The sequence below is a fragment of the Halomicrobium sp. IBSBa genome, from assembly GCF_017612575.1.
Classification (GTDB): Archaea; Halobacteriota; Halobacteria; order Halobacteriales; family Haloarculaceae; genus Halomicrobium.
In genome coordinates this window covers 1,241,751-1,267,183 of sequence record NZ_JADPQC010000001.1, presented here as the reverse complement: position 1 = coordinate 1,267,183, position 25,433 = coordinate 1,241,751, and the positions used below count along the sequence as shown (strand labels likewise).

The window sequence follows — 25,433 nt, the reverse complement described above, 5'->3', positions numbered from 1 at the left end:
ACGAGGTTGGGGACACCAGTCGCTGCGGCGACTCGCGGATGGCAGCCTAGCCGCCGTCCTCGACGACGAGGATTCGGGTGTTGCGCCGCCGGTCGCTGTACCCGCCGCTGGCGGGGGGTTTCACGTCGATCGTCACCGTCCCCTCCTGCTGGTTTGGCCCCAACTGCGGCGTGATCGTGACGGTGGCGTTGCCCCCGGAGTCCGTCGTCGCGGTCACCGCACCGTTCAGCGTCGCGGTGCCACCGGTGACGACGACCGTCGCGTCCGAGACCGGCTGGCCGTCCGGGTCGACGACTGTGAGCGTCACGTCCGTCTCGCCCTCTCCGACCACCTCCTTCGAGGGGTCGACGTTGAGCTCGCTGACGGTCATCGTGTCCAGTCCCGAGATGGTGTTCATCATGACGCTCAGGCTCGCGACGCCGACGACGAGGGCGATGACGAGTCTGATCGGCAGTCCTTCGATGGCCCGGTCGTCGCGCCACAGTTCCACGAACATGGCGAGCCGTGGTCCCGTCCCGGTACATAAACCCGCGCCTCGGCCACGGACTCACAGCGAGAGGACGAGCCACGCCAGACCGACGGCCGCGAGCGCGCCCACGAGGTTGGCGACGGCGTTGCCGACCGCGACGAGAGGGCGGCCCGATTCCCACAGCTGGACCGTCTCGACTGCGAACGACGAGAACGTCGTGAACGCCCCGCAGGCACCGACACCGACCAGCAGCGCGACACCCTCGCTCGGTGTGGCGAGGGTGACCAGTCCGAGGACGAAACTCCCGACGACGTTGACGGTCAGCGTTCCCAGCGGGATCGCTTCCCGGTCGACGGCCGTCGCCAGCGAGTGACGACAGAGCGCGCCGAGCGCCCCGCCGATCCCGACGAGCACCGCGGGTTCGATGGCGACCATCACCCACCCCTCCGGCCAGTTCTACGGACGAGCGTACGCCCGGCGAGCACGCCGGCAAGACCCAGCGCGTAGCTCCCGGCGACGTTCGCGAGCGCCCACGCCGGAGCCAGGCCGGCCGTCTCGACCGCGAAGGTGCTGTACGTGGTAAACGACGAGAGGAAGCCGGTCGTCGCGGTCAGCCGCGCCGCGCTGGAGAGCCGTCCCAGGTGGACGGCCTCGTAGACGAGGACGCCGAGTGCGAAACTCCCGACGGTGTTGACGAGCATCGTCCCGGCGGGGCCGGCGACGAACTGCCCGGCGACGTATCGAGCGATCGCACCGCCGAACCCGCCGACGCCGACGAGGGCGAGCGTTTCGACCGTGTGGTGTGAGGTGCTCTCTGACATCTGGCTGTCGTCGTGGCCGTCGACGGTCGATGGGTCTGCTCTCGCGAAGGAGTATATCGCTGTCGAAGCGTCCGGCGGGTGTCACTCCTCGTCGAAAATCGCCTTCAGCGTCTCGGTCCGGTCGTGCAGTCGCTCTAGCCCCTGGTTCATCGTCGCGATCCGCGCTTCGATGTCGTCGGCGGGAACCGCGCCTTCCGGTGTCGGCTGGACGAGCTCGTCGTTTTCGAGCATCCGAAGCGAGTACCGCACCTTGTGCTCGGGGATCTCGGCCACCTCGGCGAGGCTGGCGATCCCGATCGGACCGTGTTCGATGACGGCTTCGAGAATCTGGAGGTCACGCCGTTCTTTCTCGACCTGCTCGGCCAGTCGGTCCAGTCCCATGTGCTCGCTCCGTGCTTCTGTCCGTGGACACATAAACGCATCCGGTGTCGCCTCGCTACTCCCCGTCGATCGGTGTCCGCCGGAGTTCGTCGAGATCGTCACGCAGACGCGACAGCTCCGTCTCCAGTCGCTCGCGCCGGTCGATCAGTTCGCTCAGTTCCTCCGTGTTCACCGAGTGATCGCTCTCCATGGCCACGTCCAGCGCGTCGGTCGTCGCCGCCACGAGGTCTGCGGCCGTGCCCAGCACTTCCGACGGCGTCGCTCGCGACTCGTAGAGCTCTCGCCCGCCCGAGAGCGGGCGGTAGGTGACGATCGGTGACTCGATCCCACGGTGGTAGGCGACGCTGTAGCTGACGTTCGTCACCGGGTTCTTGCGGTCTTCGGACAGCTCCGTTCGAACGACGGCGAACGGTTCTGCCAGCGTCGGGTACGTCTCGGCCAGCTCCCGGAGCCGATCGGCCGCGGTCACGTCGAGCTGGGCCTCCACGTCGCCGAAGAACTGCACCGAGTCCGCGAGGCTGAACGCGACGGTGTAAAAGACAGCCTCGTCGTTCTCGGCGAGGTTCTCGATGCGGTCGTGCAACTCCTCGGTCCGGCCCTCGATCGCCAGCTTCTCGAGGTCGTCCAGCAGCGCGCGCGTCCCGCGTTCGCGTGCCAGAAACTCCTCGACGATCGCCCGCGGCATCGCTTCGCGGTCCACGTCCTCCATACGGGCGAGATTCGTGCGCCGACACTAAACAGTTCCCCACCCCCGCAAAGCATTTATCGCCGTCGGCCGATCACATCTGTGTCCGCCTCCCGAGGTGGGACGGACCTATGACAGGGTGAGGGGACTTTTCCCCTCTACGCCACCGACTTCACGGAGCCGCCGGTCCAATTTCTGTGGACCGACTCGGCGCTCGTCTCCTCCCCACACCGGCTGTCCCGGATCGATCACACGACGATGCCTGATCGGCACGGAAAACGACGACAATGCCGACGGTGCCCACGTCGATCGCACTGCTGTCGGTCGATCGAGTGTGCACTGACTCGACGGCAGCCAAAAATATAATGCTCGCCTCTCGAATACCAGACACGTGGAATTTGCACCTGGAGCACCCACATGGGTGCTTCTCGTCGTCTCTGGTGTCAACCTAGCTATCGCTGCAATCGCCGTTCGTCGTCGAGAGGTCCGTGGCGCGATCCCGTTCGCCGTCGTGATGGTCTGTGTCTCGCTCTACTCGCTGGGGACTGCTGTCCGGGCAGCGAGTGTCACCCTCTCGGCGTACCGGCTCGGGACCATCGTCAAGTTCGCCGGTATCCTCGGGCTCGGACCGTCTCAACTCTGGTTCGGGGTGACGTACACGGACAGAGAATCGCTCCTCACTCGTCGCCGCTGGGCACTGCTGCTCGCGTGGCCAGCCGTCGTCTTCGTGCTCGTCGTGACGGCACCGGCACACGATCTGCTGTGGAGCGTCGAGGGATTCATTAACGAGGCACCACTCGCGGCGATACGGCGGGAAGACGGCCCTCTCGTGTGGGCGACCTTCGCCTACCAGTACGCGTTGATCCTTACGACCTACGTTCTCATCGCCCTCGTCGGCATCAACTGGCGTGGTCGATACCGCGTTCAGGTCATCCTGATGCTGTCCGGCGGCATCATTCCGTTCGTGGGGACCGTGATACTCCTGTACAACGGCAACCCGGCGGCAGCCTGGGACCCTGGAGCATTCGCGAACACGATCACCGGGATCATCTTCGCCGTCGCGCTGTTTCGGTTTGGATTCCTCGATCTGGTCCCCATCGCGAGGCACACGCTCGTCGACGAGATGGTCGATCCGATCTTCGTCGTCGATGTCGACGACCGCGTCGTCGACGTAAACACGGCTGGTACGGAACTGCTCGACGAGCAGCAACGACCACCCGTCGGACGGCCCGCTGCCGACGTGATCCCGTCGTACGACTCCCTGGAAACGGACAGCGACGAGACGAACAGTGACGTGACCGTCGAGGTCGACGACTCGTTGCGGTTTTTCGACACGACTCGAACGACGTTGACCGACCAGACCGGGACGACGATCGGATCCGTGTTTATCTACCGCGACGTGACCGAGCGCCACATCGTCGAAGAGCGGTTCAAACGGCTGATCGAGCGGTCTTCGGACATGGTGGCCGTGATCGACAGGGAGGGGACGATAACACACGTCAGCCAGTCCATCGAAGAGATCCTCGGCTACGAACCGTCCGAACTGGTCGGCGAAAACATCACCAAACGTCTCCATCCGAACGATCGAACGGAGATCCTCACCGAGCTGTCGAAACACGTCGACGAGTACAGCTACACCGGTACGTACAGAGCGCGAGTCAGCAACTCGGCGGGCGAGTGGCGGGTGATCGAAGTGCGTGCGAGAAATCTGCTCGACGATCCGTTCGTGGAGGGTATCGTACTGAACTCCCGGGACATAACTGAGAAACAACGGCAGCAACGAAAGCTCGAACGACAGAACGAACGCCTCGACCAGTTCGCCAGTATCGTGAGCCACGACCTCCGAAATCCGTTGAACGTCGCAACTGGCCGCATCGACCTTCTCAAAGCCAACACCGAAGACGAGCACGACGAGACCATCGAGACGATCGAGCGCCAACTCGACCGGATGGCGGACATCATCGACGACTCGCTCACGCTGGCCCGGTCCGACGAGATGGTGACCGAAACGAGACAGGTCGATCTCGAAGCGGTCGTTCGTGACGCGTGGGAAAGTGTCGACACCGGCGAGTCGTCGCTCGCCGTCGAGCGAACGATGCAGTTCGACGGCGACGCTAACCGCCTCCGCAACGTGTTCGAGAACCTGTTTCGAAACAGCGTCGAGCACAACGCAGCCGCCGATCTAACCGTCAGGGTCGGGCCGTTGTCCGAGGAGTTTGGCTTCTACGTCGAGGATACCGGTGCCGGCATTCCCGAAGACGAACGCGAGGCGGTTTTCGACCAGGGGTATACGACCAGCAGGGACGGAACCGGCTTTGGCCTCGCCATCGTCAGGGACATCGTCCAGGCCCACGGGTGGCAAATCTCTCTCACCGACAGTGCCCAGGGCGGAGCGAGGTTCGAGATCGAGTGTACGACGGTTCCGGTCGGGAAACAGACCGATGTTGCCTAGTCGACCCTGTCCGAGATGCCAGCGCCAACTCGACTGGCAGTTGCTCGGCAGTGAGAGACTCTACTAGAAGAGCGAGTTTGTAGTAGAACGCCCGGAGCGGGATTTGAACCCGCGTCACGACCGTGACAGGGTCGTATGATGGGCCACTACACCATCCGGGCACGACGCATTTTCAGTTGTTCGGCGGTCTGTTCACAGCAGAAGCGCCCGGAGCGGGATTTGAACCCGCGTCACGACCGTGACAGGGTCGTATGATGGGCCACTACACCATCCGGGCACGACGCATCTCATCGTATCCTGGTGATGGTATTAAGGCTTTCCAAACGCGCCGTCATTGGGTTGTAGTGTCGTGGAGCCGGTGGGTGACGGAATCCGAGACCGCCCAAACGCTCGTCTGTCGCCGTCTCCCGTCCGGAGCTGTCCGTCCTTTCCCGGACCCAAACGACTATGAAGGTCGTTCGCATAGTGTGAGGTGACGCGACGGCCGGTCCGGTATCGGATAGCTACTGCAGACGGACTTGGCAAGGGTTAAATGCGTTCCGCTAATAACGACCTGTAGTATCTCGTGACAGCCACCTTCTCCACTCGCCGGCAACAACACACATGGTAGACGTAAGCCAACACGAACTCGTTCCAGACCACAGCATCGTCGACGAGGACGTTCTCGACGACGTGCTCGAGGAGTACAACATCAAAAAGACGGACCTGCCGAAGATCAAGCGCACCGACCCGGCCACCCCCGACGAGGCCGAAGTCGGCGACGTGATCAAGATCGTCCGTAATTCGCGAACGACCGATCAGGCAGTCGTGTACCGACTGGTGGTGTCCTGATGGACGTCAACGACCGACGTGCGATCTCTCGGGAGTACTTCTCGCGGGAGCGTCTGGCGGAGCATCACTTCCGATCGTTCAACTCCTTCCTCGACCGGGGCATGCAGCAGGTCGTCGACGAGAAGGAGACGATCGAGACCGACATCGGCGACAAGGAGGGCCAGGAGCCGGTCTTCGTCGAACTGGGCGACGTACGCGTCGTCACGCCCCGCGTCCGCGAGGCCGACGGCAGCGAGGAACTGCTCTATCCACAGGAGGCCCGGCTGCGAAACATCACCTACTCCGCGCCGGTCTTCATGGAGATGGCGATCGTCCGTGGCGGCGACGAGGAAGAGGAAGTCGTCGTCGACCAGACCGAGACCAAGATCGGCCGCATGCCGATCATGGTCGGCTCGAACAAGTGCAACATCGACGGCTTCACCGACGAGGAGCTGATCGACATCGGAGAAGACCCGGCCGACCCCGGTGGGTACTTCTGTGTCAACGGCTCGGAACGCGTGCTGATGACCAGCGAGGACCTCGCGCCCAACAAGATCCTCGCGGAACACGACACCAAGTACGGCGACGACGTGCAGGTCGCCAAGACCTTCTCCCAGCGCCGTGGCTACCGCGCGCTGGTCCTCTGTGAACGAACGCGAGACGGTATCCTCGAAGTCTCCTTCCCGAGCGTCTCGGGCTCGATCAACTTCGTGACCCTCGTGCGTGCGCTGGGCCTGGAGTCCGACGAGGAGATCGTCCACCGCGTCAGCGACGACCCGGAGATCGTGAAGTTCATGCTGGAGAACCTGGAGGCCGCCGACGTCCAGACCACCGAGGGCGCGATCGAGACCCTCGGGGAGCGCGTCGCCTCCGGTCAGGGCAAGAACTACCAGCTCAAGCGAGCCAACTACGTCATCGACCGCTATCTCCTCCCGCACCTCCACGAGGAGGGCGTCGACGAGGAGGACGTGCGCATCAACAAGGCCTTCTACCTCTGCCGGATGGCGGAAGCCTGCTTCGAACTCGCGCTCGGTCGACGCGACGCGGACGACAAAGACCACTACTCCAACAAGCGCCTGAAGGTCAGCGGCGACCTGATGAAAGACCTGTTCCGGACCGCGCTGAACAAGCTGGCACGCGACGTGAAGTACCAGCTCGAACGGGCGAACATGCGCAACCGCCAGCTCTCGGTGTCGACGGTCGTCCGGTCGGACGTGCTGACCGAACGGCTCGAACACCCGATCGCGACGGGCAACTGGGTCGGCGGCCGCTCGGGCGTGAGCCAGCTGGTCGACCGGACCGACTACATGGGCGTGCTCTCTCACCTGCGGCGTCTCCGTTCGCCGCTCTCTCGGAGCCAGCCCCACTTCGAGGCGCGTGACCTGCACGCGACCCAGTGGGGCCGGATCTGTCCGTCCGAGACCCCCGAAGGACCCAACTGTGGTCTGGTGAAGAACTTCGCGCAGGCGATGGAACTCTCGCAGAACGTCGAAGACGAACAGGATCTCAAACAGGAACTCGCCGACATGGGGGTCCAGGGGATCCCCGGGATCGAGCGAATCGAGCAGCCAGCGGACGACTGACGCGGCACGACCCCGGCGATCGGTCACAAGAGGGGGACGCGTCGCTAACCGACCCTCCTTCTGGTGCTAGTTGACTGCAATAGCACAGCTGTCTGCAGAGGGGTACGAGAGCCGATACCGTCCCCTGCGGCGTGCCGCGGGGGACTAGCGGTCGATTTCGGCGAACGCCTTGAGTCCCCGGCGGAAGTACTCGGTGATGGTGATTGCCTGTTTGTCCTGGCAGTAGATGTCGTAGGTCCGCTGCATCACAGGCGTGTCCGTCTCGACGAATGTCGGCGTCTCCTCGGGCGGCACTTGATCGTCGATCTCGTTGATTTCGCGGAACGTTTCGAGGCGATTGTTGCGGACGAGTTCTCCGATGCCGATCGACCCGTTCCGAAGCCCCCGGGCGTACTCGGGGTTGAGTCGCGAGAGGTAGACCCACGACTCCGCCCACGCCAAGGGGAAATCCTCCTCGTCGGGCGAGTGGAGGACGATCTTCCGGGCGAGGACGTCGTCCTCGACGGTCCGCTTGCGGATATTCACGACGATACGCTTTCTGGTCAACGCTTCCAGCGTTCGCATGACGGTCCCGTCGCTCGTCAGGATGATCCGGTCGACGGGGGACAGTGACTCTTCAGCTATATCGTATCGTCTACATACTGGCGGAAGTGCAACGCCGTTGTCTCTCATTGTTGAATTGGCTACCGGTTGCTGCGTTCGGGACGTGCTGTGCGAGTCGATCAGGCCAGTCGCTGTTCGTCCGGCCGCCGTCGAGACGGTCGGTCAGCGCGGCGGCAGATTCGTCTCGAGGACCGTCACGAGCCGCTCGAGTTGCGCTGCGTTCCGTTCGAGTGCAGGGTTCTCACACTCCTCGAGGACGGCCTGCAGTTCGGCCGTTTCCTCGCTGATGATCGCCATATGCGTTCGGATCTGTTCGGTCACGTCTTCTGTAGTGTCGGGCGCTTGCTGGCTCATGCTTCGAGTTCGTTTTTCCGGCTGCGATTGTCCACGACGCGGTCGCTCTTGAGTTCGTTCCGTGTGAGTTCTCCAGGTTCGAGGACTTTCACCGCGGGGTTGATGTTGGCCTGCTGGCGCATCCGTTTCCGGACCTCGGACTCGATCGCGTCGGTGTCCTCGGTGTCGGCCTCGACGGCCAGTTCGAGGACCTCGAGTTCCTTGGTCGGGTGGTCGTCGATCCGGACGCGAAACTCGTTCGTGACGTCGTCGTACCCGTGGACGATGTCCTCGGCGGCCCGGGGCGTGAACAGCATCCCGTTGATCGTCTTGAAGTCGTCGTCCCGCCCCAGTACGCCGCCATCCGTTAGTCGGAACGTCCGGCCACACTCACACGCGCCGCGCTCGGTCAGTCGCACGCGATCTTTGAGGTCGAACCTGACGTAGGGCTGGGCGAACCGGTGCAGCGGTGTGACGACGACGCGGCCGACCTCGCCGGGCTCGACCGGTTCGTCATTCTCGTCCAGCACCTCTATCAGGAACTGTTTCTCGTTGAGGTGCAGCCCAAGATCGGTGCCCTCACAGGAGAAGCCCCACGCACCTGCTTCGGTGGCACCGGCGTGATCGTAGACGTCAGCGCCCCAGAGCCGCTCGATCTCTGCTTTCGTGCTGGAGACGCTCGCCCCGGGCTCGCCGGCACAGATCACGGTCTCGACGGACGACGCCGCGAGGTCGATGCCCTCTTCGTCTGCGACCTCGGCCAGCCGGAATGCGTAGGTCGGCGTGGTCGCGACGACCGTCGGTTCGAGTTCCTCGATCTTCTGGACACGCTGACTCGAGGACATCCCGCCACCCGGGACGACCTCGGCACCGATGCGCTCGGCTGCGTCGTGGGCCGCCCAGAAGGCGAGAAAGACGTTGTACGAGAACGGGAAGAACACTCTATCTTCGGCGCGAACGCCGTTGGCCCACAGGACGGTCGCCCAGCAGTCGATCCACCACTCCCAGTCGGCCATCGAGTCGGCTTGACGGACGGGCTGGCCGGTCGTACCAGACGTCTGGTGGTAGGAAACGATCGACTCCCTGTCGGCGGTGAGGACCTCCCCGTAGAGATCCTCGCCCGCCTGTGCCTTGCGGAGTTCTGCCTTCGTCGTCAGCGGGAGTTCCCGGACGTCGGCGAGCGACGTGATCGCGTCGGGATCCACGTCGGAGAACTTCTCAGCATAGAACGGGGAGTGTTCTTTCACATGACGGACGACGTCCCGGAATCGCTCGAGCTGGTACGCCCGTAGCTCCTCCGAGTCCATCGTCTCGAAGAGCGGGTTCCACATGTCGGTAGCTTCAGACATCCTTTAGTGGCACTAAGTTATCAAGGCGAGCTTTTTATATTAACGGTATGTATCGGCGTTTAGATAACGCTACGTTCGTGCGAAAATGGAAGGCGGGAGTCAGTCGTCAGCTGCCGTTGCTCGGCCGCTGCGGAAACGGTTTGTGAACCGAGGGAGACATCGGATCACTACTCGACCGAGGCGTTCGACGCTGTTTCGATATCCGCGTTTGGCCCCTCTGAAATAGAAGGTGTGTCTGGAACAAGCGTTGATCGGTGAACGCGATCTATCACTGGGAACACGGCGTCGTCGACAACTCCTTCCCGTGGACCTTGGCGAAACACCTGCAAGCAAACACCGCGTTTGTTGTCGGTTCGAGTTTTGTTGCCGCAATTCTCTGGTTTCGGGGTCGAGGGCGACCCGTCAATCGTGAAAATGGCTGTGGCAGCGGAACTGTCGATCCCAGGGCGGTTCGTAACGTGACTCCGGGAATCAATACGAACGAAAACAGAATCGAAACAAACGTCACCCGGACAGACTCACTGACAGACGGAAATGTCGGACACGACGTCGATGCATGCAGTCACTGCCGCGGACGGCACCGAAATCGGCTACGAGTACCAGGGCGGTGGCGATCCCATCATCCTCGTACACGGGTCGATGGCGACGCGACACACTTGGGACCGGCTCCGGCCGCGGTTGGGTGAGGACCGCTCGATCGTTGTCCCGGATCGACGGGGACGGGGAGCGAGCGGTGACGCCGACGCACACTCCCTCGCCACGGAGGTGGCTGATCTCACGGCGATAATCGACGCCGTCGAAGGCGATCCCGCCGTTTTCGGGCATTCGTTCGGTGGCCTCTGTGCGCTTGAAGCGGCCCGGCAGCGTTCGGTCGATCGGCTGATCTTGTACGATCCGACGGTGCTGACGGATGAGTTCAGGGTCGAGGCTGACCTTGCCGACCGGATGGCAGCCCTGGTCGAGGACGGCGAGCGCGAGGCGGCCGTCAAGGAGTTCCTGGGTACCCTCGATTCCGCGACGAACGTCGAAGAGTGGCCGATCTGGCCGGAGTGTACTCGGCTTGCAGAGACGATCGTCCGGGAGAACTGGGCGATCGAGAGCTACGAGCTAGACGACGCCATCGAGGTCTCGGCACCGACGCTGCTCCTCCGGGGCGGGGAGTCGCCACGGCACCTGCGCGAGGGGGCGGCCGCGCTCGCGGATGCGCTCGTCGGGCACACATGCGTCGAACTCGATGGCATCGGTCACAATGGCCTCTCGCGGGCGCCGGAACAGGTCGCCGACGAGGTCCGGAGGTTCCTCGACGATGACTGAGGGACTCTCGATCTCGGAATCTCGACCGTCTTCGACCTATCGTCGCCGGACAGTGACGTGTCCGTTCCCCGTCTCCCGAGGCCGCCATGAGACGGGCGACTGTTCACTCGCTTCAGTTCGAACAATATGTCAACTATACAAAACCGACAATCATTTTGAGATCGAATCGGAACGGTGTATTAATGGTTGATTCCGACAATAATTTCGAGAAAGCTAGATGGCAGGAGCTGGCCGACCGATTGGGTGATGGTGACTCTGACCGGCCACTGGAACTCTCTCGCGAGCGGAAACGGGAACTCATCCGGGAGAGCACTCAACGGGTTCTGGACCACCTCGAGCAGCTTCCGGAGGAACCGGTGGTCAAGCTCAACGGCGCCAGGGAGCACGCCGAAACGCTCCGCGAACCACTCCCTGAGGGGCCGACGCCCTTCGGGGAACTGCTTACGACGCTCTTCGAGGATGCCATCGCGCACTCCGCCGCTAACCCCCACCCGAAGTTCATGGCGTACGTCCCCGGTGGCGGCCTCTATCATGCCGCAGTAGCCGACTTCATCGCGAACGCGACGAACCGGTACGTCGGGACCTGGTTCGAGGCACCTGCCCTGGTTGCCATCGAGTCGACGGTGATCAGGTGGTTCTGCGAGATAATGGGCTACCCGGAGGACTCGTTCGGCCTCCTCACCAGCGGCGGGTCCATGGCGAATCTCATCGCCACCATCACCGCCCGACAGGAGCGTCTCGGTGATGACTTCCTCGACGGTATCGTCTACACGAGCGACCAGTCCCACCACTCGGTCACTAAAGCCGCGACCCTGGCGGGCTTCCGGGAGGAGAACGTCCGCTCGGTCCCGACCGACGACCGGTATCGCATCGACGTCGACGCCCTCGCGGCCCAGGTCCGGTCGGACCGCGAGGCGGGCGCCGAACCGTTCCTCGTCGTCGGGACCGCGGGCAGTACGAACACCGGTGCCGTCGACGACCTGGACGCACTCGCCGATTACTGCGCACGAGCCGACCTCTGGCTGCACGCCGACGCCGCCTACGGCGGGTTCTTCGCGCTCACGGAGACCGGCCGGGAGCGCCTCTCCGGGCTGGACCGCTGTGACTCGATCACGATCGACCCCCACAAGGGACTGTTCCTGCCGTACGGGACCGGAGCGCTCCTGGTCAGGGACGGGACGGCGCTGGCTCGGACGCACGCTACCTCTGCCGACTACTTGCCCGACTGGGAGCCGACCTCGGGGACGGTGGATTTCAGCCGGCTCGGCCCCGAGCAGTCCAGGGACTTCCGCGGTCTCCGCGTTTGGCTCCCTCTCAAGATGCACGGCGTCGACGCTTTCCGGGAGACGCTCGCGGAGAAGCTCTCACTCGCCGAATCGGCGGCCAAGTACCTCCGTGACCTCGACGACGTGACGCTGGTCGACGAACCCCAGCTGTCTACCGTCGCCTTCCGAGTCGAGCCGCCGGGTGTCGACGACGCGGCGCTCGATGACCTCAACAGGACGGTCCTCGAAACTGTCAACGCCAGACAGCGGGTCCACCTCTCCGGGACTATCCTGGACGGTGTCTTCGCGCTCCGGATCTGCATCTTGGGTTTCAGGACCCATCGGGAACACGTAGCCGAGTGTCTCGCAGAGATCGAACGGGCCGTCTCGGACGTGTCCGCGTGATGACTGTCGGCCCCGTCGCGGGACGAGCAGAGGCGTCTCCGACGTGCGGTGGCGCGAGTTCGACAGCTAAGACCTGCTGCCGTAATTTCCCGCTCGCGTTCTCTGAGCGAACCGAAATCCGGAGGATAGATGTCGGTGGATATTTATATTATAGGGAGGAAGCCGCGAAACGATGTGGACTGTCCCTGATTTGTTGGCGAATGCGGTGAATCGGACACCTGACCGGACGGCACTGGTCGATCCGATCACTGACCGACGATTCAGCTACGCCGAAGTCGAAACGCGCGTCGAGGAGTTCGCCGCTGGCCTCCGGGCGTTCGGCATCGAGCGGGGTGATCGGGTCGGGACGGCGCTTTCGAACACGCCCGAACACGTCTTCGTTCTGCTCGCGGTCCAGCACGTCGGTGCCGTTGCCGTCCCCTTCGATTACCGCGTCAGCGACGAGAAACTCGAGCATTTCGTCGCCGACGCCGATCTGTCGATGCTCGTCTTCGGCGAGCAGATCGCCGAGCAGGTCCTCGACCGCAGAGAGGATCTCGAGTTCGGCGCGCTGGTCACGACGGCCGACATTCTGGCCAACGGCGTGGAACCCTGTGACGTGCTCCGCCGGGAGACGAGCGACGAGGTCCCGTCGCCGGCCCGACCGGACGATCCCAGCGTCGTCCAGTACACTTCGGGGACGACGGGTGACCCGAAGGGAATCGAAATCTCCCACCGCAGTGGCGTCGACCGCGCGCTGTTGAACGTCCATAGTCAGGACAAATTCGACGCGGAGACCGTCCTCGGGACGATCCCGCTGTATCACACGATCGCCTTCCACGGCAACCTCCTGTCGACGTTCGCGACGGGTGGTACGTACGTCCTGTTACAGCACAGCCACGTCGACGAGGCCGGCGAGGTGATCGCCCGTGAAGGGGTCACGCTCATCCACGAGGCGCCCCCGATCCTCAAGAAGCTCGTGGGACTCGACGACGAGACTGGAGAGACGGCGGCCGATCCCGCGACGTTCGCGTCGGTCGAGACTGTCGCCTCGGCCGCCGCGCCAATGGGCGACGAACTCTTCGCGGCGATCAAGCGGGTGATCGACCCGGAGTACCTCTACAACACGTACGGTATGACCGAAATCTTCCCGCCGTACACCAAGGTCAACCTCCGGGACCGCGACGACCAGCGGCTGTTCGGGTACGCGACGCCGACCGACGCCATGCGCATCGTCGAGATCGACTCCCTGGATCCGACGGCCACAGTCGAACCGGGCGAGGAGGGTGAACTGATCGTCCGCCGGGATACGGCCGGCGCGTTCGACCGCTACCTCCACAACTACGAGGGAACCGAGGACGCCTTCCAGGGCGAGTGGTACTTTACCGGAGACGCCTGCGTCGAGACGGACGACGGGCACTACGCCGTCACCGGTCGCCTTCACGATCGCATCAAGTTCGGGGGCGACAACATCTACCCAAAGAACGTCGAGGCGGTGCTGGCCGCACACTCGGCCGTCGAAGAGACGACCGTCGTCGGGATCGATCACGACGAGTGGGGCGAGGTCCCGAAAGCCTACGTCGTGGCCGACACGGATGTCACGGCCGACGAACTCGAGCAGCACTGCGTCGAGAACGACACGCTGGAGGACTACAAGCGACCCCGCGAGTTCGAGTTCGTCACTTCGCTTGAGGTAATCGAGGCGGTCGAAACGTAACGCGGATCGCCGCCGGCCACCCGTTCGCTGAAGTACCGACCGGCTGTCGCGGCGCTGCGATCGATCACGGCCCGTCGCAGCGGCACCGAAACCACGTCCGACCTCCCCACTAATTCGGGGGTGGACGCTGCGCCAGCTCCGGCCGCTCTCACGGAGGTCGAGGAATCCGCTTCGGCCGATTTGATAAGGGTTAAGGGCGTCGCTAGTCTATCCAACTGTAGTATATCGTGACAGAAACTTTCTCCACTGCGGTACGCCAACACCCATGGTAGGCGGAACTCACCGCGGACCCGAAGCGGGTCGCGACGCGACCGGTCCGGTCGTCGTCGGGGTCCCCCGGGCAGCCTCGCCCGAGGGGTCCGCCAGTATTCGCCCCGGAACCCGTGCCGTGAGCGGCACGACTCGTGGCCAGCCGTGTCTTGGCACCGGCTTGGCCCCGGGCGGGGTGGCGGACGGGAATTCGCCGCTCTGGGTGGCCGAACGTCCACAGGGATCGCATCAGTCGAGCAGTCAGCGGACAACATAAACTATGAGTCAGGGACGCGACGCCAAAGTGTACGTCAACGGCAGTCTGGTCGGGACACATCCCGACCCCGAACAGCTCGCAGATCAGATCCGACAGGCCCGCCGACGCGGGGACGTCTCGGAGATGGTCAACGTCTCCGTCAAGGATCGGACGGACGAAGTCATCGTCAACGCCGACGCCGGCCGGGCCCGTCGCCCGCTGCTGGTCGTCGAGGACGGCGAACCACTGATCACGGAATCGGAGGTCCAGCAGGTCAAAGACGGTGAACTGGGCTTCGAAGAACTGGTCGAACGCGGCGTCGTCGAGTTCATCGACGCCGAAGAAGAGGAAGACATCCTCGTGGCCGTCAGCGAGGAGGACGTGACCGAGGACCACACCCACCTCGAAGTGGACCCACAGCTGATGTTCGGGATCGGTGCCGGGATGATCCCGTATCCGGAACACAACGCCTCGCCCCGGATTACGATGGGGTCGGGGATGATCAAGCAGTCGCTGGGGCTGCCGAGCGCGAACTACCGGATTCGCCCGGACACGCGCCAGCACCTGCTGCACTACCCGCAGCTGTCGATGGTCAAGACCCAGACCACGGAACAGATCGGCTACGACGACCGCCCGGCGGCTCAGAACTTCACGGTCGCCGTGATGAGCTACGAGGGGTTCAACATCGAGGACGCCCTGGTCATGAACGAGGGCTCCGTCGAGCGTGCGCTCGCTCGCTCGCACTTCTTCCGGACCTACGAGGGCGAGGAACGGCGCTACCCCGGCGGTCAGGAGGACCGCTTCGAGATCCCCGACGACGAGGTGCGAGGCGCACGCGGCGAGGAGGCGTACACGCACCTCGACGAGGACGGGCTGGTCAACCCCGAGACCAACGTCGAGGAAAACGAGGTCCTGCTGGGCAAGACCTCGCCGCCGCGGTTCCTCGAAGAGCCAGACGACATGGGCGGTCTCAGCCCCCAGAAGCGCCGCGAAACGAGCGTCACGATGCGCTCTGGCGAGAGCGGGGTCGTCGACACGGTCACGCTGATGGAAGGCGAGGACGGCTCGAAGCTCTCGAAGGTCTCCGTGCGTGACGAGCGGATCCCCGAGCTCGGGGACAAGTTCGCCTCCCGGCACGGACAGAAGGGCGTCGTCGGTCACCTGGCTCCCCAGGAGGACATGCCCTTCACCGAGGACGGCGTCGTGCCCGACCTCATCCTCAACCCACACGCCCTGCCGTCGCGGATGACGGTCGGCCACGTACTGGAGATGCTGGGCGGGAAAGTCGGCGCACTCGAAGGTCGGCGCGTCGACGGCACCGCCTTCACGGGCGAAGACGAGGAGGAACTGCGCGGCGCGCTGGAGGATCGTGGATTCAAGTCCTCCGGCAAGGAGGTCATGTACTCCGGCGTCACCGGCGAGAAGGTCGAAGCCGAGATCTTCGTCGGGACGATCTTCTACCAGAAGCTGTACCACATGGTCTCGAACAAGCTGCACGCCCGTTCACGCGGGCCGGTGCAGGTGCTGACCCGTCAGCCGACGGAAGGACGTGCTCGCGAGGGCGGCCTGCGCGTGGGCCACATGGAACGGGACGTGCTGATCGGCCACGGGGCGGCGATGGTCCTCAAGGAACGGCTCCTCGACGAGTCCGACCGCGAGTGGATCAAGATCTGTGGCGAGTGTGGCATGACCGCCGTCGAGAACGTCGAGCAACGCCGCATCTACTGTCCCAACTGTGAGGAAGAGACCGACATCCACGAGGTCGAGATGCCGTACGCGTTCAAGCTCCTGCTCGACGAGATGAAGGCGCTCGGAATCGCACCGCGCATCGAACTGGAAGACGCAGTCTAACGATGAGTGCACAACAGACACCCAAGTCGATCAGTTCCATTAGCTTCGGGCTGATGGATCCCGAGGAGTACCGCGACATGAGCGCCACGAAGGTCATCACGGCCGACACCTACGACGACGACGGGTTCCCGATCGACATGGGACTGATGGACCCGCGTCTGGGCGTGATCGACCCGGGGCTCGAGTGCAAGACCTGTGGCAAACACAGCGGGTCGTGTAACGGCCACTTCGGTCACATCGAACTCGCAGCGCCCGTCATCCACGTCGGGTTCAACAAGCTCATCCGACGCCTGCTGCGCGGGACCTGTCGGGAGTGCTCGCGGCTCTGTCTCGACGAACGCGAACGCGAGGAGTTCGAGGACCGCCTCGAACGATCCGAGGAGCTGGGCAAGGACGTCAACGACGTGACGAAGGCCGCGATCCGGCAAGCCCGCAAGAAGGACCGCTGTCCGTTCTGTGGCGAGCCCCAGTACGACATCAAACACGAGAAGCCGACGACCTACTACGAGGTCCAGGACGTGCTCTCCTCGGAGTACTCCCAGCGGATCGTCGCCGCGATGGAGCCCGACGAGGAGGCCGGCCGCGAACGGACCACGCCCTCGGAGCTGGCCGACGAGACGGGTATCGACCCCTCCCGCGTTCAAGAGATCATCTCCGGCGAATTCCGCCCTCGACAGGACGACCGACGGGCCATCGAGTCGGCGCTGGACGTAGATCTCACCGAGGAAGACGAGAACAAGCTGATGCCCAGCGACATCCGGGACTGGTTCGAGGACATCCCGGACGAGGACGTCGAGGTGCTGGGCATGAAGCCCGCCCGTTCTCGCCCCGAGTGGATGATCCTCACCGTCCTGCCCGTGCCGCCGGTCACCGCGCGACCGTCGATCACGCTGGACAACGGCCAGCGATCCGAGGACGACCTGACCCACAAGCTGGTCGACATCATCCGGATCAACCAGCGGTTCATGGAGAACCGCGAGGCCGGCGCGCCCCAGCTGATCATCGAGGACCTCTGGGAACTGCTCCAGTACCACGTCACCACGTTCATGGACAACGAGATCAGCGGCACGCCGCCGGCCCGCCACCGCTCTGGCCGGCCGCTGAAGACCCTCTCCCAGCGCCTGAAGGGCAAGGAAGGTCGCTTCCGTGGCTCGCTGTCCGGGAAGCGCGTGAACTTCTCGGCCCGGACCGTCATCTCCCCGGACCCGACGCTCTCGCTCAACGAGGTCGGCGTCCCCGACCGCGTGGCCAAGGAGATGACCCAGACGATGAACGTCAACGAGCGCAACCTCGACAACGCTCGTCGCTACGTCGCCAACGGGCCCGAGGCCCACCCCGGTGCCAACTACGTCAAGCGGCCCGACGGCCGCCGACTGAAGGTCACCGAGAAGAACTGCGAGGAGCTGGCCGAGAAGGTCGAACCGGGCTGGGAAGTGTCCCGTCACATGATCGACGGCGACATCATCATCTTCAACCGCCAGCCGTCGCTGCACCGGATGTCCATCATGGCCCACGAGGTCGTGGTGATGCCCTACAAGACGTTCCGGCTCAACACGACGGTGTGTCCGCCGTACAACGCGGACTTCGACGGCGACGAGATGAACATGCACGCCCTCCAGAACGAGGAGGCCCGTGCCGAGGCTCGCGTGCTGATGCGCGTCCAGGAACAGATCCTCAGCCCGCGCTTCGGTGAGAACATCATCGGCGCGATCCAGGACCACATCAGTGGAACCTACCTGCTGACCCACACCAATCCGGAGTTCAACGAGACCCAGGCGCTGGACCTGCTGCGTGCGACCCGGATCGACGAACTCCCGCCCGAATCTGGGATCGACGACGACGGTACGCCCTACTGGACGGGTCGGGACATCTTCTCGGAGCTGCTGCCCGACGACCTCGATCTGACGTTCACCAGCGAGGCCGGCGACGACGTGATCATCGAGGACGGACAGCTCGTCGAGGGGACCATCGACGACAGCGCAGTCGGTGGATTCGGCGGCGAGATCGTCGACACCATCACCAAGGAGTACTCCAACACCCGAGCGCGCATCTTCATCAACGAGATCGCCGCGCTGGCGATGCGCTCGATCATGCACTTCGGGTTCTCGATCGGGATCGACGACGAGTCCGTCCCGGAGGCCGCGGAGGCCCAGATCACCGAGGCAATCGACAACGCCTACGACCGCGTCCAGGAGCTCATCGAGACCTACGAGCGGGGCGAACTGGAGTCGCTCCCCGGTCGGACGGTCGACGAGACCCTCGAAATGAAGATCATGCAGACGCTGGGCAAGGCCCGTGACTCCGCCGGTGACATCGCCGGGGACCACTTCGACGACGACAACCCGGCGGTCGTGATGGCCGAGTCCGGCGCGCGTGGGTCGATGCTCAACCTGACCCAGATGGCCGGCTGTGTCGGCCAGCAGGCGGTCCGTGGCGAGCGGATCAACCGCGGCTACGAGGACCGCACCCTGTCACACTTCAAGCAGGACGACCTCTCCTCGGACGCCCACGGCTTCGTGGAGGCGTCGTATCGCTCCGGCCTCAACCCCAAGGAGTTCTTCTTCCACGCGATGGGCGGTCGCGAGGGGCTGGTCGACACGGCAGTCCGGACCTCCAAGTCCGGCTACCTCCAGCGCCGTCTGATCAACGCGCTCTCGGAACTCGAAGCCCAGTACGACGGCACTGTCCGAGACACCTCGGACAACATCGTCCAGTTCGAGTTCGGCGAGGACGGCACCTCGCCGGTGCAGGTCTCCTCGAACGAGGAGACGCCGGTCGACGTCGAAGAGATCGCGGACAGCGTTCTCGACGCCGAGTTCGAGTCCGAGAGCATCAAAAGCGAGTTCCTCGGTGAACGCACCGAACCCACCAACCTGTCGGAACACACCGACGACTGGTGGATGGCGGAGGGTGACGACTGATGACACGAGCAAACGTAACCGACGACATCGAAGCGATCGTGGAGGATACGGACCTCCCACGACGGCTCAAAGACGACGTGTACAGTACGATCGAAGAGCGCGACGTGACCGTCGAAGAGGCGGACCAGATCGCCAAGGCCGTCCAGTCGCGCTACCAGGAGACGCGCGTCGATCCGCTGGACCCAGTCGGGACCGTCTCGGCCCAGTCGATCGGCGAGCCCGGCACCCAGATGACGATGAACACGTTCCACTACGCCGGGGTCGCAGAGATCGACGTGACCCAGGGGCTGCCGCGGCTCATCGAGCTGGTCGACGCCCGGAAGACGCCCGACACGCCGATGATGACGGTCCACCTGGACGACGAGTACGCGACCGACCGGGAGAAGGCCCACGAGGTCGTCTGGAAGATCGAGGCCACGCGCATCCTCGCGCTGGGTGACATCTCGACCAACGTCGCGGACATGCTCGTCCAGATCGACCTCAACGAGGAGACGCTGATGGAGCGGTGGCCCACCGTCGACCAGGTCGAGGACGTGGCCGAGGAGATCGCCGAGACCATCGAGTCGAAGCTGGGCGTCCAGACCCGCCAGGCCGGCACGATGATCGAGTTCGGCCCCGACGAGCCGTCGTATCGCGACCTCCTCCAGCTCGTCGAAGAGCTTCGCGAGGTCGTCTTCAAGGGGATCGAGGACATCTCCCGCGTGGTCATCCGGAAAGAAGAGACCGACGAGGGCGAGGAGTTCGTCCTCTACACCGAGGGGTCGGCCTTCGGCGACGTGCTCGGGATCGAGGGGATCGACGCCTCCCGGACGACGTGTAACAACATCCACGAGATCTACCGCAACCTCGGCATCGAGGCGGCCCGCGAGACGCTGATCAACGAGACGATGCACACGCTCGAAGAGCAGGGGCTCGACGACGTGAACATCCGGCACCTGATGCTGGTCGCCGACATCATGACCAACCGCGGCGAGATCGAGTCGATCGGTCGCCACGGTATCTCGGGCAACAAGGAGAGCGTCCTCGCGCGTGCGGCCTACGAGGTGACGGTCAACCACCTGCTCGACGCCGCGATCCACGGCGAGGTCGACGTGCTCGAAGGCGTCATCGAGAACGTGATCGTCGGCAAGCCGGTCCAGCTCGGCACCGGCGACGTGGACCTTCGGATGGGCGCGAGCCAGGACTGATGCCCGTCGAACTCTCGGACGAAGCGCGCCGGCTGATCGCGCTGTTCGAGACCGAGGCAGACGTGACTGTCCGGGACTGCGTGATCGACGACGACAACGACCGCGTGATCTACGTCGTCAAGGCCGGCGAGATGGCCGACGCGATCGGTCCCGGCGGCGTCGTCGTCGACCGCATCGAGGCGAAACTCGACCGCGCGGTCAAGCTGATCGAGGACGCCGACACGGCTGCGAACTTCGTCGCGAACACGCTCGCGCCGGCCGCAGTGTACAACGTGACGATCTCGGAGAACGACGACACCATCGCCTACGTCGAGGTCGCACAGGAAGACCGCGGCGTCGCGATCGGTGCCGACGGGAAGAACATCGACGCCGCCCGCCGGCTCGCGAAACGCCACTTCGACGTGGACGGTATCGAACTGACGTAGCCGCGACGTTTCGGCCGGCGACGCACGTCTCGACGGCCGTGACCCTTTCTGGCGACGCTGTCGGCTGGCACCGTCTACGCACCCGGAGCGAAGCCGCGAGGGTCGACCGCTCGCGTCGTCTCTTCTACCGCCTGCGTGCGAGTCGCTACCACCCGTTCTCCGTCCGTTTCGCGCCGACGAAAGAGGAGTCTTAAGTAGCTCCGAGGGATACGCAAGCCTATATGGCGAACGGCAAATACGCCGCACGCAAACTCAAGAAGGACCGCCAGAACCACCGGTGGTCCGACTCTGACTACGCGCGCCGCGAGCGCGGGCTGGGCCAGAAGTCCGACCCGCTTGAAGGTGCGCCCCAGGGTCGAGGGATCGTGCTCGAGAAGATCGGTATCGAAGCGAAACAGCCCAACTCCGCGATCCGGAAGTGTGTCCGGGTCCAGCTGATCAAGAACGGCAAGCAGGTCTCGGCGTTCTGTCCCGGCGACGGTGCGATCTCCTTCATCGACGAACACGACGAAGTGACGATCGCCGGCATCGGTGGCGCGAAGGGTCGTGCCATGGGTGACATCTCTGGGGTCAACTACAAGGTCGAGAAGGTCAACGGCGTCTCGCTCATCGAACTGGTTCGCGGTAACGCGGAGAAGCCGGTGCGATAACATGTCGGCAGACGACGCTCCCGAGCCGGACGCACCTGCCGGCACCGACGACGAGGCCGCCCCCGCACAGCTGTTCGGCGAGTGGGACGTGACCGAGATCGAGTTCTCGGACCCCTCGACCGAGCGCTACGTGACGGTGACGCCGATCGCTCACACGATGGGCCGCCACTCCGAAAAGCAGTTCAAGAAGTCGGAGATCAGCATCGTCGAGCGGCTCATCAACCGCCTGATGCAGACCGACGAGAACACGGGCAAAAAGCAGCTGGCGACCACCATCGTCAAGGACGCCTTCGAGACGATCCACGAGCGCACCGAGGAGAACCCGGTGCAGGTGCTCGTCGAGGCCGTCGAGAACAGCGCCCCGCGCGAGGAGACCGTCCGCCTGAAGTACGGTGGCATCTCCGTCCCGAAGGCCGTCGACGTCGCGCCCCAGCGCCGCGTCGACCAGGCGCTGAAGTTCCTTGCCGAAGGCGTTTACGGCGACTCGTTCAAGACGACGACGGACGCCGAGGACGCGTTGGCCCAGCAGCTCATCGGCGCGGCCAACAACGACGTCCAGACCTACGCGGTCAACCAGAAAGAAGAGAAGGAACGCGTCGCGGCCGCAGCCCGGTAATCCTCTCTGCGCGCAGTTTTCTCTGACACGCCCCGTCACACCGCCAGCCGTGGCTGTTGGACTCGCGGCGGTCGTGACAGTCGTCACGGGCGGCCGGCACTGGCGACGGCACCGTCGTGACGGCGTCGTAAACCACGGGGTATATCTCTGTTGACGTAGCAAGCCACGATATGGCACAGCAACACGATTCTGTCGCCCTCGTCGGCGACGAGACGGTCGAGCACTTCGCGACGGCAGTGCTGCTGGCGGCGTTGACGGCGGCGCTGGCACAGGTGTCGATCCCGCTGCCGGGATCGTTGCCACCGTTCTCACTCCAGCCGTTCGGCGCATTCTTCGCCGGCCTCTTGCTGGGGCCGCTGTGGGGCGGGCTGGCACTCGCGCTGTACCTGCTGGTGGGGATCGCTGGCGCTCCCGTCTTCTCGAACTGGAACGCGGGACTTGGCTACGTCCTCGTCGGGCAGGGGACCGGTGGCTTCCTCGTGGGGTTCCTGCTCGGGGCTGTCGTCGCGGGTGGGATCGCCCATCGGCGGACTACGCCTCGGTCGCTGGAGACGATCGGCCTGGCGACCCAGGTGCTCGCGTTGGTGGCCGCGGTCGTCGTCATCTACGCCGTCGGCGTCCCGTGGATGTCCTGGGCTCTCGGACTGTCGGTGCAACGGGCCGCCGCGACCATGGCACCGTACGTTCCCTTCGACCTCCTGAAGGTCGCCGTCGCGATCGCGATCGTACGCGGTGGCTACCTCGTCCGTGAATGATCGCCGTCAGGGGACTGACCGCTCGTCGGGGTGACGTGGTCGTCCTCGACGACGTCGACCTGACGATCGACGACGGCGAGAGCGTCTTGCTGGTGGGGCCAAACGGCTCCGGCAAGACGACGCTCGTCCGGCAGTTCAACGCCCTGTTGACGCCCGACGAGGGGACCGTCGAGGTCGACGGCCGCGACGCACACGAAGCGCCCGTCACAGCCCGGACGAGCGTCGGCATGGTGTTCCAGCACCCCCGCGACCAGTTCGTCGCCGCCACCGTCGGCGCGGACGTGGCCTTCGGCCCGGAGAACCTCGGCCTCGAACGGTCGGAGATCGACGACCGCGTCGATCGCGCGCTCGCCGCGGTCGGACTCACCGGCGAGCGCCAGAGCCGGATCGCCGACCTCTCCGGCGGGGAGCAGGCCCGGGTGGCCATCGCCGGGGCGCTCGCGATGGAACCCGCCCACCTCGTGCTCGACGAGCCCCTGACCGGCCTCGATCTGGCGGCGCGTCGCTCGGTCCTCGATCACCTCGCGACTCTCTCGAACGGCGAGACCAGCGTCGTCGTCGTCACGCACGACCTGCGGAACCTGACCGAGATCGCCGACCGCATCGTGGCTCTGGTCGACGGCGAGATCGCACTCGACGGGCCGCCCTCGGCGGTGCTCGACGAACTGGATGGCGTCGGCGTCCGTGATCCGCGATGCTGAGCTACCGACCCGGCGAGACGTTCGCCCACCGGCTCGATCCGCGGTCGAAGCTGTGTTTTCAGGCCGGGTTCGCCGTCGCCGCCTTCGCGGACACGACTCTCTCCTGGCTGGCCGGCGTCTACGCGCTGGCCGGGCTCGCACTGCTCGCCGGTCGACTCGATCCCCGGCGAGTCGCCAGGGCCTACTGGGTCGTCTTCCTCGTGCTCGCGCTGGGGCCGGTGATCGCCGGCATCGCGATCGGACCGCCGTGGTTTCGGGTCGAACCGGCGCTGGCCTCGCTTCGGGCCGTCGCCAGAATCCCGCCGGTGCTGGCCGTCAGTGCCGTCTACGTCTACACGACGCCCGTGCGCGCGACCCGTGGTGCCGTCGAACGTCTCGTCCCCGGACGGGCCGGTCAGTTGCTCGGCGTCGGCACGGGACTGGTCGTCAGGTTCTTCCCGCTTCTCGTGTCCGACCTCCGGCGGATCCGGACGGCGATGGTGGCCCGCGGCGGGGCCGACCGGCCGGTGACGGACCGGGCACGACGACTCGCGGTCCAGGGAATCGATCGGGCGCTGGCTCGCTCCGACCGGCTGGCAGTCGCGCTGCGGGCCCGCTGTTTCGCCTGGAACCCGACGCTACCGGCGCTGACGTTCGGTCGGATGGACTATCCTGTCGTCGCGCTCGGCGTGGCGCTCGCGCTGTCGCCGCTGGTTCAATCGGCGGCGCTGTCGCCGTTGCTCGCGACCGCGTAAGCCCGGGTCACGTCGACCAGCGCCTTGCGGTACTCGCTCTCGTCGGTGTCGCGAGCCAGCGTGCGGAATCGCCGTTTGAACTCCTCGAAACCGACCTGTGGGGCGTCCTCGGCGGCGGCGTGAGCGAGGTCGTAGATCGGATGCTCCGGGCCGACGAGGTCGTGGCGCTCGACCAGCGCCAGCGCGAAGGCAGCGTTGACGGCGTTGATATCGGGGTCGGTCGCAGGGGTCAGTCGGTCCCAGGTGCCCCGCTCTCGCGGGGAGTCCGCGACGGCGGCCGCGAGACTCGATTCGAGGAAGGCGACGAGTTTGTCCGCCGGCACCACGTCGAGCCACACGTCGTCGGCGTAGATGTCTTTCATGTGGTTGGCGATCTGGTAGCAGTGTGAGAGGGTGCGGCGCTCGACGCTCTGGCCCGCCAGTGCCAGGTAAATCGCTTCTCGCGTCGACTGGGTGTGTGAGGGGTGGGCTTCTTCGTAGCGGTGCATGTGCGCGAACTCGTGTAGCGCCAGCTCGCGGGCCATCGCGCTCGTCGCCGCCTGCCGTGAGATCGTCAGACAGTGGCTCTCCTCGTCGTGGCTCACGCGAGTCCGTTCGTTCGGATCCTCGCGGACGCGGACCGTCACGTCGCCGTCGATCTCGTACTCGGTGGCGAACAGGTCGGCGGCACCGAGAAACGGCGCGGCTGGACCACCCCGAACGTGGACGTCCATGTGTACATTTACCACGGACTCTCAGCGTATGAGGCTGTCGGCTGTCCGGGCCCGCCGATCGTCGTCGCCAGCGCAGATCGACGCCCGGCGAGTGTCGGCTTCTGTGCTCTCTTCTTCGACGGCGGAACACACCTCTCAGTCTCGTCGTCGCACTCGCTCCCTGGCGGGTTCCGGTCGTCGTGCTCCGAATTGACGCACTCAGACCGAAA

At 64.8% G+C, this 25,433-nt stretch carries 24 protein-coding genes and 2 tRNA genes; 15 read left to right on the top strand and 11 right to left on the bottom strand.

Annotation, left to right across the window (positions count from 1 at the left end; all coding sequences use genetic code 11):
• Positions 1 to 46: 46 nt before the first annotated feature.
• The 5 genes from IL252_RS06495 to IL252_RS06475 form a co-directional block, all read right to left on the bottom strand.
• The gene (locus IL252_RS06495) at positions 47 to 496 is read right to left on the bottom strand and encodes a carboxypeptidase regulatory-like domain-containing protein (protein ID WP_208627316.1); all 450 of its coding nucleotides are present in this window, start codon (positions 494 to 496) and stop codon (positions 47 to 49) included.
• Between the two features lie 51 nt (positions 497 to 547).
• Positions 548 to 904 (bottom strand): fluoride efflux transporter CrcB, encoded by a 357-nt coding sequence (gene crcB / locus IL252_RS06490; RefSeq protein WP_208627315.1) that lies wholly within the window; start codon positions 902 to 904, stop codon positions 548 to 550.
• Complete coding sequence (crcB, locus tag IL252_RS06485; protein ID WP_208627314.1) at positions 904 to 1,290, bottom strand: fluoride efflux transporter CrcB; 387 nt, start codon at positions 1,288 to 1,290, stop codon at positions 904 to 906. Before crcB (IL252_RS06485) ends, crcB (IL252_RS06490) begins: the two co-directional genes overlap by 1 nt.
• Before the next feature lie 81 nt (positions 1,291 to 1,371).
• Positions 1,372 to 1,671 carry a winged helix-turn-helix transcriptional regulator gene (locus tag IL252_RS06480; protein WP_208627313.1) on the bottom strand — a complete coding sequence of 100 codons (300 nt, stop codon included), beginning with the start codon at positions 1,669 to 1,671 and terminating at the stop codon, positions 1,372 to 1,374.
• A gap of 55 nt (positions 1,672 to 1,726) precedes the next feature.
• Positions 1,727 to 2,380, bottom strand: a complete 654-nt coding sequence (locus IL252_RS06475; RefSeq protein ID WP_170092737.1) for a hypothetical protein — start codon at positions 2,378 to 2,380, stop codon at positions 1,727 to 1,729.
• A 367-nt stretch (positions 2,381 to 2,747) separates the two neighbouring features.
• Here IL252_RS06475 and IL252_RS06470 point away from each other — a divergent pair, with 367 nt between their 5' ends.
• Positions 2,748 to 4,808, top strand: coding sequence for a histidine kinase N-terminal 7TM domain-containing protein (locus tag IL252_RS06470; RefSeq protein WP_244256873.1), 2,061 nt, complete (start codon positions 2,748 to 2,750; stop codon positions 4,806 to 4,808).
• A gap of 88 nt (positions 4,809 to 4,896) precedes the next feature.
• On the opposite strand, the gene IL252_RS06465 is transcribed toward IL252_RS06470, so the two are convergent.
• Positions 4,897 to 4,969: transfer RNA gene (locus tag IL252_RS06465), tRNA-Asp, on the bottom strand.
• 43 nt (positions 4,970 to 5,012) lie between these two features.
• A tRNA-Asp gene (locus IL252_RS06460) sits at positions 5,013 to 5,085 on the bottom strand.
• A gap of 326 nt (positions 5,086 to 5,411) precedes the next feature.
• Between IL252_RS06460 and IL252_RS06455 the strand changes: the two genes are divergently transcribed.
• Together IL252_RS06455 and IL252_RS06450 are read left to right on the top strand one after the other, a co-directional pair.
• A complete protein-coding gene (locus IL252_RS06455; protein WP_012808043.1) occupies positions 5,412 to 5,639 on the top strand; it encodes a DNA-directed RNA polymerase subunit H in 228 nt (75 codons plus the stop codon).
• On the top strand, positions 5,639 to 7,201 hold the full coding sequence (locus IL252_RS06450) for a DNA-directed RNA polymerase subunit B'' (protein WP_018256663.1): 1,563 nt from the start codon (positions 5,639 to 5,641) through the stop codon (positions 7,199 to 7,201). Before IL252_RS06455 ends, IL252_RS06450 begins: the two co-directional genes overlap by 1 nt.
• A gap of 144 nt (positions 7,202 to 7,345) precedes the next feature.
• On the opposite strand, the gene IL252_RS06445 is transcribed toward IL252_RS06450, so the two are convergent.
• From IL252_RS06445 to IL252_RS06435, 3 genes are all read right to left on the bottom strand, one after another.
• A complete protein-coding gene (locus IL252_RS06445) occupies positions 7,346 to 7,873 on the bottom strand; it encodes a chorismate pyruvate-lyase family protein (protein ID WP_208627312.1) in 528 nt (175 codons plus the stop codon).
• A 93-nt stretch (positions 7,874 to 7,966) separates the two neighbouring features.
• Positions 7,967 to 8,158, bottom strand: a complete 192-nt coding sequence (locus tag IL252_RS06440; protein ID WP_208627311.1) for a hypothetical protein — start codon at positions 8,156 to 8,158, stop codon at positions 7,967 to 7,969.
• On the bottom strand, positions 8,155 to 9,486 hold the full coding sequence (locus IL252_RS06435) for a phenylacetate--CoA ligase family protein (RefSeq protein ID WP_244256871.1): 1,332 nt from the start codon (positions 9,484 to 9,486) through the stop codon (positions 8,155 to 8,157). The genes IL252_RS06440 and IL252_RS06435 overlap by 4 nt, the downstream gene beginning before the upstream one ends.
• Positions 9,487 to 10,020: 534 nt before the next feature.
• On the opposite strand from IL252_RS06435, the gene IL252_RS06430 reads away from it, so the two are divergent.
• From IL252_RS06430 to IL252_RS06375, 12 genes are all read left to right on the top strand, one after another.
• The gene (locus IL252_RS06430; protein WP_208627310.1) at positions 10,021 to 10,800 is read left to right on the top strand and encodes an alpha/beta fold hydrolase; all 780 of its coding nucleotides are present in this window, start codon (positions 10,021 to 10,023) and stop codon (positions 10,798 to 10,800) included.
• Between the two features lie 182 nt (positions 10,801 to 10,982).
• Positions 10,983 to 12,470: an aminotransferase class V-fold PLP-dependent enzyme gene (locus IL252_RS06425; protein WP_208627309.1), complete on the top strand. Its 1,488-nt coding sequence runs from the start codon at positions 10,983 to 10,985 to the stop codon at positions 12,468 to 12,470.
• A 205-nt stretch (positions 12,471 to 12,675) separates the two neighbouring features.
• The gene (locus IL252_RS06420) at positions 12,676 to 14,166 is read left to right on the top strand and encodes a class I adenylate-forming enzyme family protein (protein ID WP_244256867.1); all 1,491 of its coding nucleotides are present in this window, start codon (positions 12,676 to 12,678) and stop codon (positions 14,164 to 14,166) included.
• A 529-nt stretch (positions 14,167 to 14,695) separates the two neighbouring features.
• The gene (gene rpoB, locus IL252_RS06415; protein ID WP_170092736.1) at positions 14,696 to 16,522 is read left to right on the top strand and encodes a DNA-directed RNA polymerase subunit B; all 1,827 of its coding nucleotides are present in this window, start codon (positions 14,696 to 14,698) and stop codon (positions 16,520 to 16,522) included.
• A 2-nt stretch (positions 16,523 to 16,524) separates the two neighbouring features.
• Positions 16,525 to 19,443 (top strand): DNA-directed RNA polymerase subunit A', encoded by a 2,919-nt coding sequence (locus IL252_RS06410; protein ID WP_153554589.1) that lies wholly within the window; start codon positions 16,525 to 16,527, stop codon positions 19,441 to 19,443.
• Positions 19,443 to 20,630 carry a DNA-directed RNA polymerase subunit A'' gene (gene rpoA2, locus IL252_RS06405; RefSeq protein ID WP_153554588.1) on the top strand — a complete coding sequence of 396 codons (1,188 nt, stop codon included), beginning with the start codon at positions 19,443 to 19,445 and terminating at the stop codon, positions 20,628 to 20,630. Before IL252_RS06410 ends, rpoA2 begins: the two co-directional genes overlap by 1 nt.
• Complete coding sequence (locus tag IL252_RS06400; protein WP_170092733.1) at positions 20,630 to 21,055, top strand: NusA-like transcription termination signal-binding factor; 426 nt, start codon at positions 20,630 to 20,632, stop codon at positions 21,053 to 21,055. Before rpoA2 ends, IL252_RS06400 begins: the two co-directional genes overlap by 1 nt.
• 221 nt (positions 21,056 to 21,276) lie before the next feature.
• Complete coding sequence (locus IL252_RS06395; protein ID WP_012808037.1) at positions 21,277 to 21,705, top strand: 30S ribosomal protein S12; 429 nt, start codon at positions 21,277 to 21,279, stop codon at positions 21,703 to 21,705.
• 1 nt (position 21,706) lies between these two features.
• Positions 21,707 to 22,321, top strand: a complete 615-nt coding sequence (locus tag IL252_RS06390; RefSeq protein WP_012808036.1) for a 30S ribosomal protein S7 — start codon at positions 21,707 to 21,709, stop codon at positions 22,319 to 22,321.
• 170 nt (positions 22,322 to 22,491) lie between these two features.
• A complete protein-coding gene (locus IL252_RS06385; protein WP_208627307.1) occupies positions 22,492 to 23,076 on the top strand; it encodes a biotin transporter BioY in 585 nt (194 codons plus the stop codon).
• Complete coding sequence (locus tag IL252_RS06380; RefSeq protein ID WP_208627306.1) at positions 23,073 to 23,777, top strand: energy-coupling factor ABC transporter ATP-binding protein; 705 nt, start codon at positions 23,073 to 23,075, stop codon at positions 23,775 to 23,777. Before IL252_RS06385 ends, IL252_RS06380 begins: the two co-directional genes overlap by 4 nt.
• Positions 23,771 to 24,511, top strand: a complete 741-nt coding sequence (locus IL252_RS06375; RefSeq protein ID WP_208627305.1) for an energy-coupling factor transporter transmembrane protein EcfT — start codon at positions 23,771 to 23,773, stop codon at positions 24,509 to 24,511. Before IL252_RS06380 ends, IL252_RS06375 begins: the two co-directional genes overlap by 7 nt.
• On the opposite strand, the gene IL252_RS06370 is transcribed toward IL252_RS06375, so the two are convergent.
• Positions 24,472 to 25,224, bottom strand: a complete 753-nt coding sequence (locus IL252_RS06370; RefSeq protein WP_208627304.1) for a DUF5781 family protein — start codon at positions 25,222 to 25,224, stop codon at positions 24,472 to 24,474. The two genes, IL252_RS06375 and IL252_RS06370, sit on opposite strands and share 40 nt — an antisense overlap.
• Positions 25,225 to 25,433: the final 209 nt, after the last annotated feature.

What these genes read in the sequence shown, in the direction of transcription:
- IL252_RS06495 (WP_208627316.1), bottom strand. Translation starts at nt 496, where the DNA reads ATGTTCGTGGAACTGTGGCGCGACGACCGGGCCATCGAAGGACTGCCG.
- crcB (WP_208627315.1), bottom strand. Translation starts at nt 904, where the DNA reads ATGGTCGCCATCGAACCCGCGGTGCTCGTCGGGATCGGCGGGGCGCTC.
- crcB (WP_208627314.1), bottom strand. Translation starts at nt 1,290, where the DNA reads ATGTCAGAGAGCACCTCACACCACACGGTCGAAACGCTCGCCCTCGTC.
- IL252_RS06480 (WP_208627313.1), bottom strand. Translation starts at nt 1,671, where the DNA reads ATGGGACTGGACCGACTGGCCGAGCAGGTCGAGAAAGAACGGCGTGAC.
- IL252_RS06475 (WP_170092737.1), bottom strand. Translation starts at nt 2,380, where the DNA reads ATGGAGGACGTGGACCGCGAAGCGATGCCGCGGGCGATCGTCGAGGAG.
- IL252_RS06455 (WP_012808043.1), top strand. Translation starts at nt 5,412, where the DNA reads ATGGTAGACGTAAGCCAACACGAACTCGTTCCAGACCACAGCATCGTC.
- IL252_RS06450 (WP_018256663.1), top strand. Translation starts at nt 5,639, where the DNA reads ATGGACGTCAACGACCGACGTGCGATCTCTCGGGAGTACTTCTCGCGG.
- IL252_RS06445 (WP_208627312.1), bottom strand. Translation starts at nt 7,873, where the DNA reads ATGAGAGACAACGGCGTTGCACTTCCGCCAGTATGTAGACGATACGAT.
- IL252_RS06440 (WP_208627311.1), bottom strand. Translation starts at nt 8,158, where the DNA reads ATGAGCCAGCAAGCGCCCGACACTACAGAAGACGTGACCGAACAGATC.
- IL252_RS06435 (WP_244256871.1), bottom strand. Translation starts at nt 9,486, where the DNA reads ATGTCTGAAGCTACCGACATGTGGAACCCGCTCTTCGAGACGATGGAC.
- IL252_RS06430 (WP_208627310.1), top strand. Translation starts at nt 10,021, where the DNA reads ATGTCGGACACGACGTCGATGCATGCAGTCACTGCCGCGGACGGCACC.
- IL252_RS06425 (WP_208627309.1), top strand. Translation starts at nt 10,983, where the DNA reads ATGGTTGATTCCGACAATAATTTCGAGAAAGCTAGATGGCAGGAGCTG.
- rpoB (WP_170092736.1), top strand. Translation starts at nt 14,696, where the DNA reads ATGAGTCAGGGACGCGACGCCAAAGTGTACGTCAACGGCAGTCTGGTC.
- IL252_RS06410 (WP_153554589.1), top strand. Translation starts at nt 16,525, where the DNA reads ATGAGTGCACAACAGACACCCAAGTCGATCAGTTCCATTAGCTTCGGG.
- rpoA2 (WP_153554588.1), top strand. Translation starts at nt 19,443, where the DNA reads ATGACACGAGCAAACGTAACCGACGACATCGAAGCGATCGTGGAGGAT.
- IL252_RS06400 (WP_170092733.1), top strand. Translation starts at nt 20,630, where the DNA reads ATGCCCGTCGAACTCTCGGACGAAGCGCGCCGGCTGATCGCGCTGTTC.
- IL252_RS06395 (WP_012808037.1), top strand. Translation starts at nt 21,277, where the DNA reads ATGGCGAACGGCAAATACGCCGCACGCAAACTCAAGAAGGACCGCCAG.
- IL252_RS06390 (WP_012808036.1), top strand. Translation starts at nt 21,707, where the DNA reads ATGTCGGCAGACGACGCTCCCGAGCCGGACGCACCTGCCGGCACCGAC.
- IL252_RS06385 (WP_208627307.1), top strand. Translation starts at nt 22,492, where the DNA reads ATGGCACAGCAACACGATTCTGTCGCCCTCGTCGGCGACGAGACGGTC.
- IL252_RS06380 (WP_208627306.1), top strand. Translation starts at nt 23,073, where the DNA reads ATGATCGCCGTCAGGGGACTGACCGCTCGTCGGGGTGACGTGGTCGTC.
- IL252_RS06375 (WP_208627305.1), top strand. Translation starts at nt 23,771, where the DNA reads ATGCTGAGCTACCGACCCGGCGAGACGTTCGCCCACCGGCTCGATCCG.
- IL252_RS06370 (WP_208627304.1), bottom strand. Translation starts at nt 25,224, where the DNA reads ATGGACGTCCACGTTCGGGGTGGTCCAGCCGCGCCGTTTCTCGGTGCC.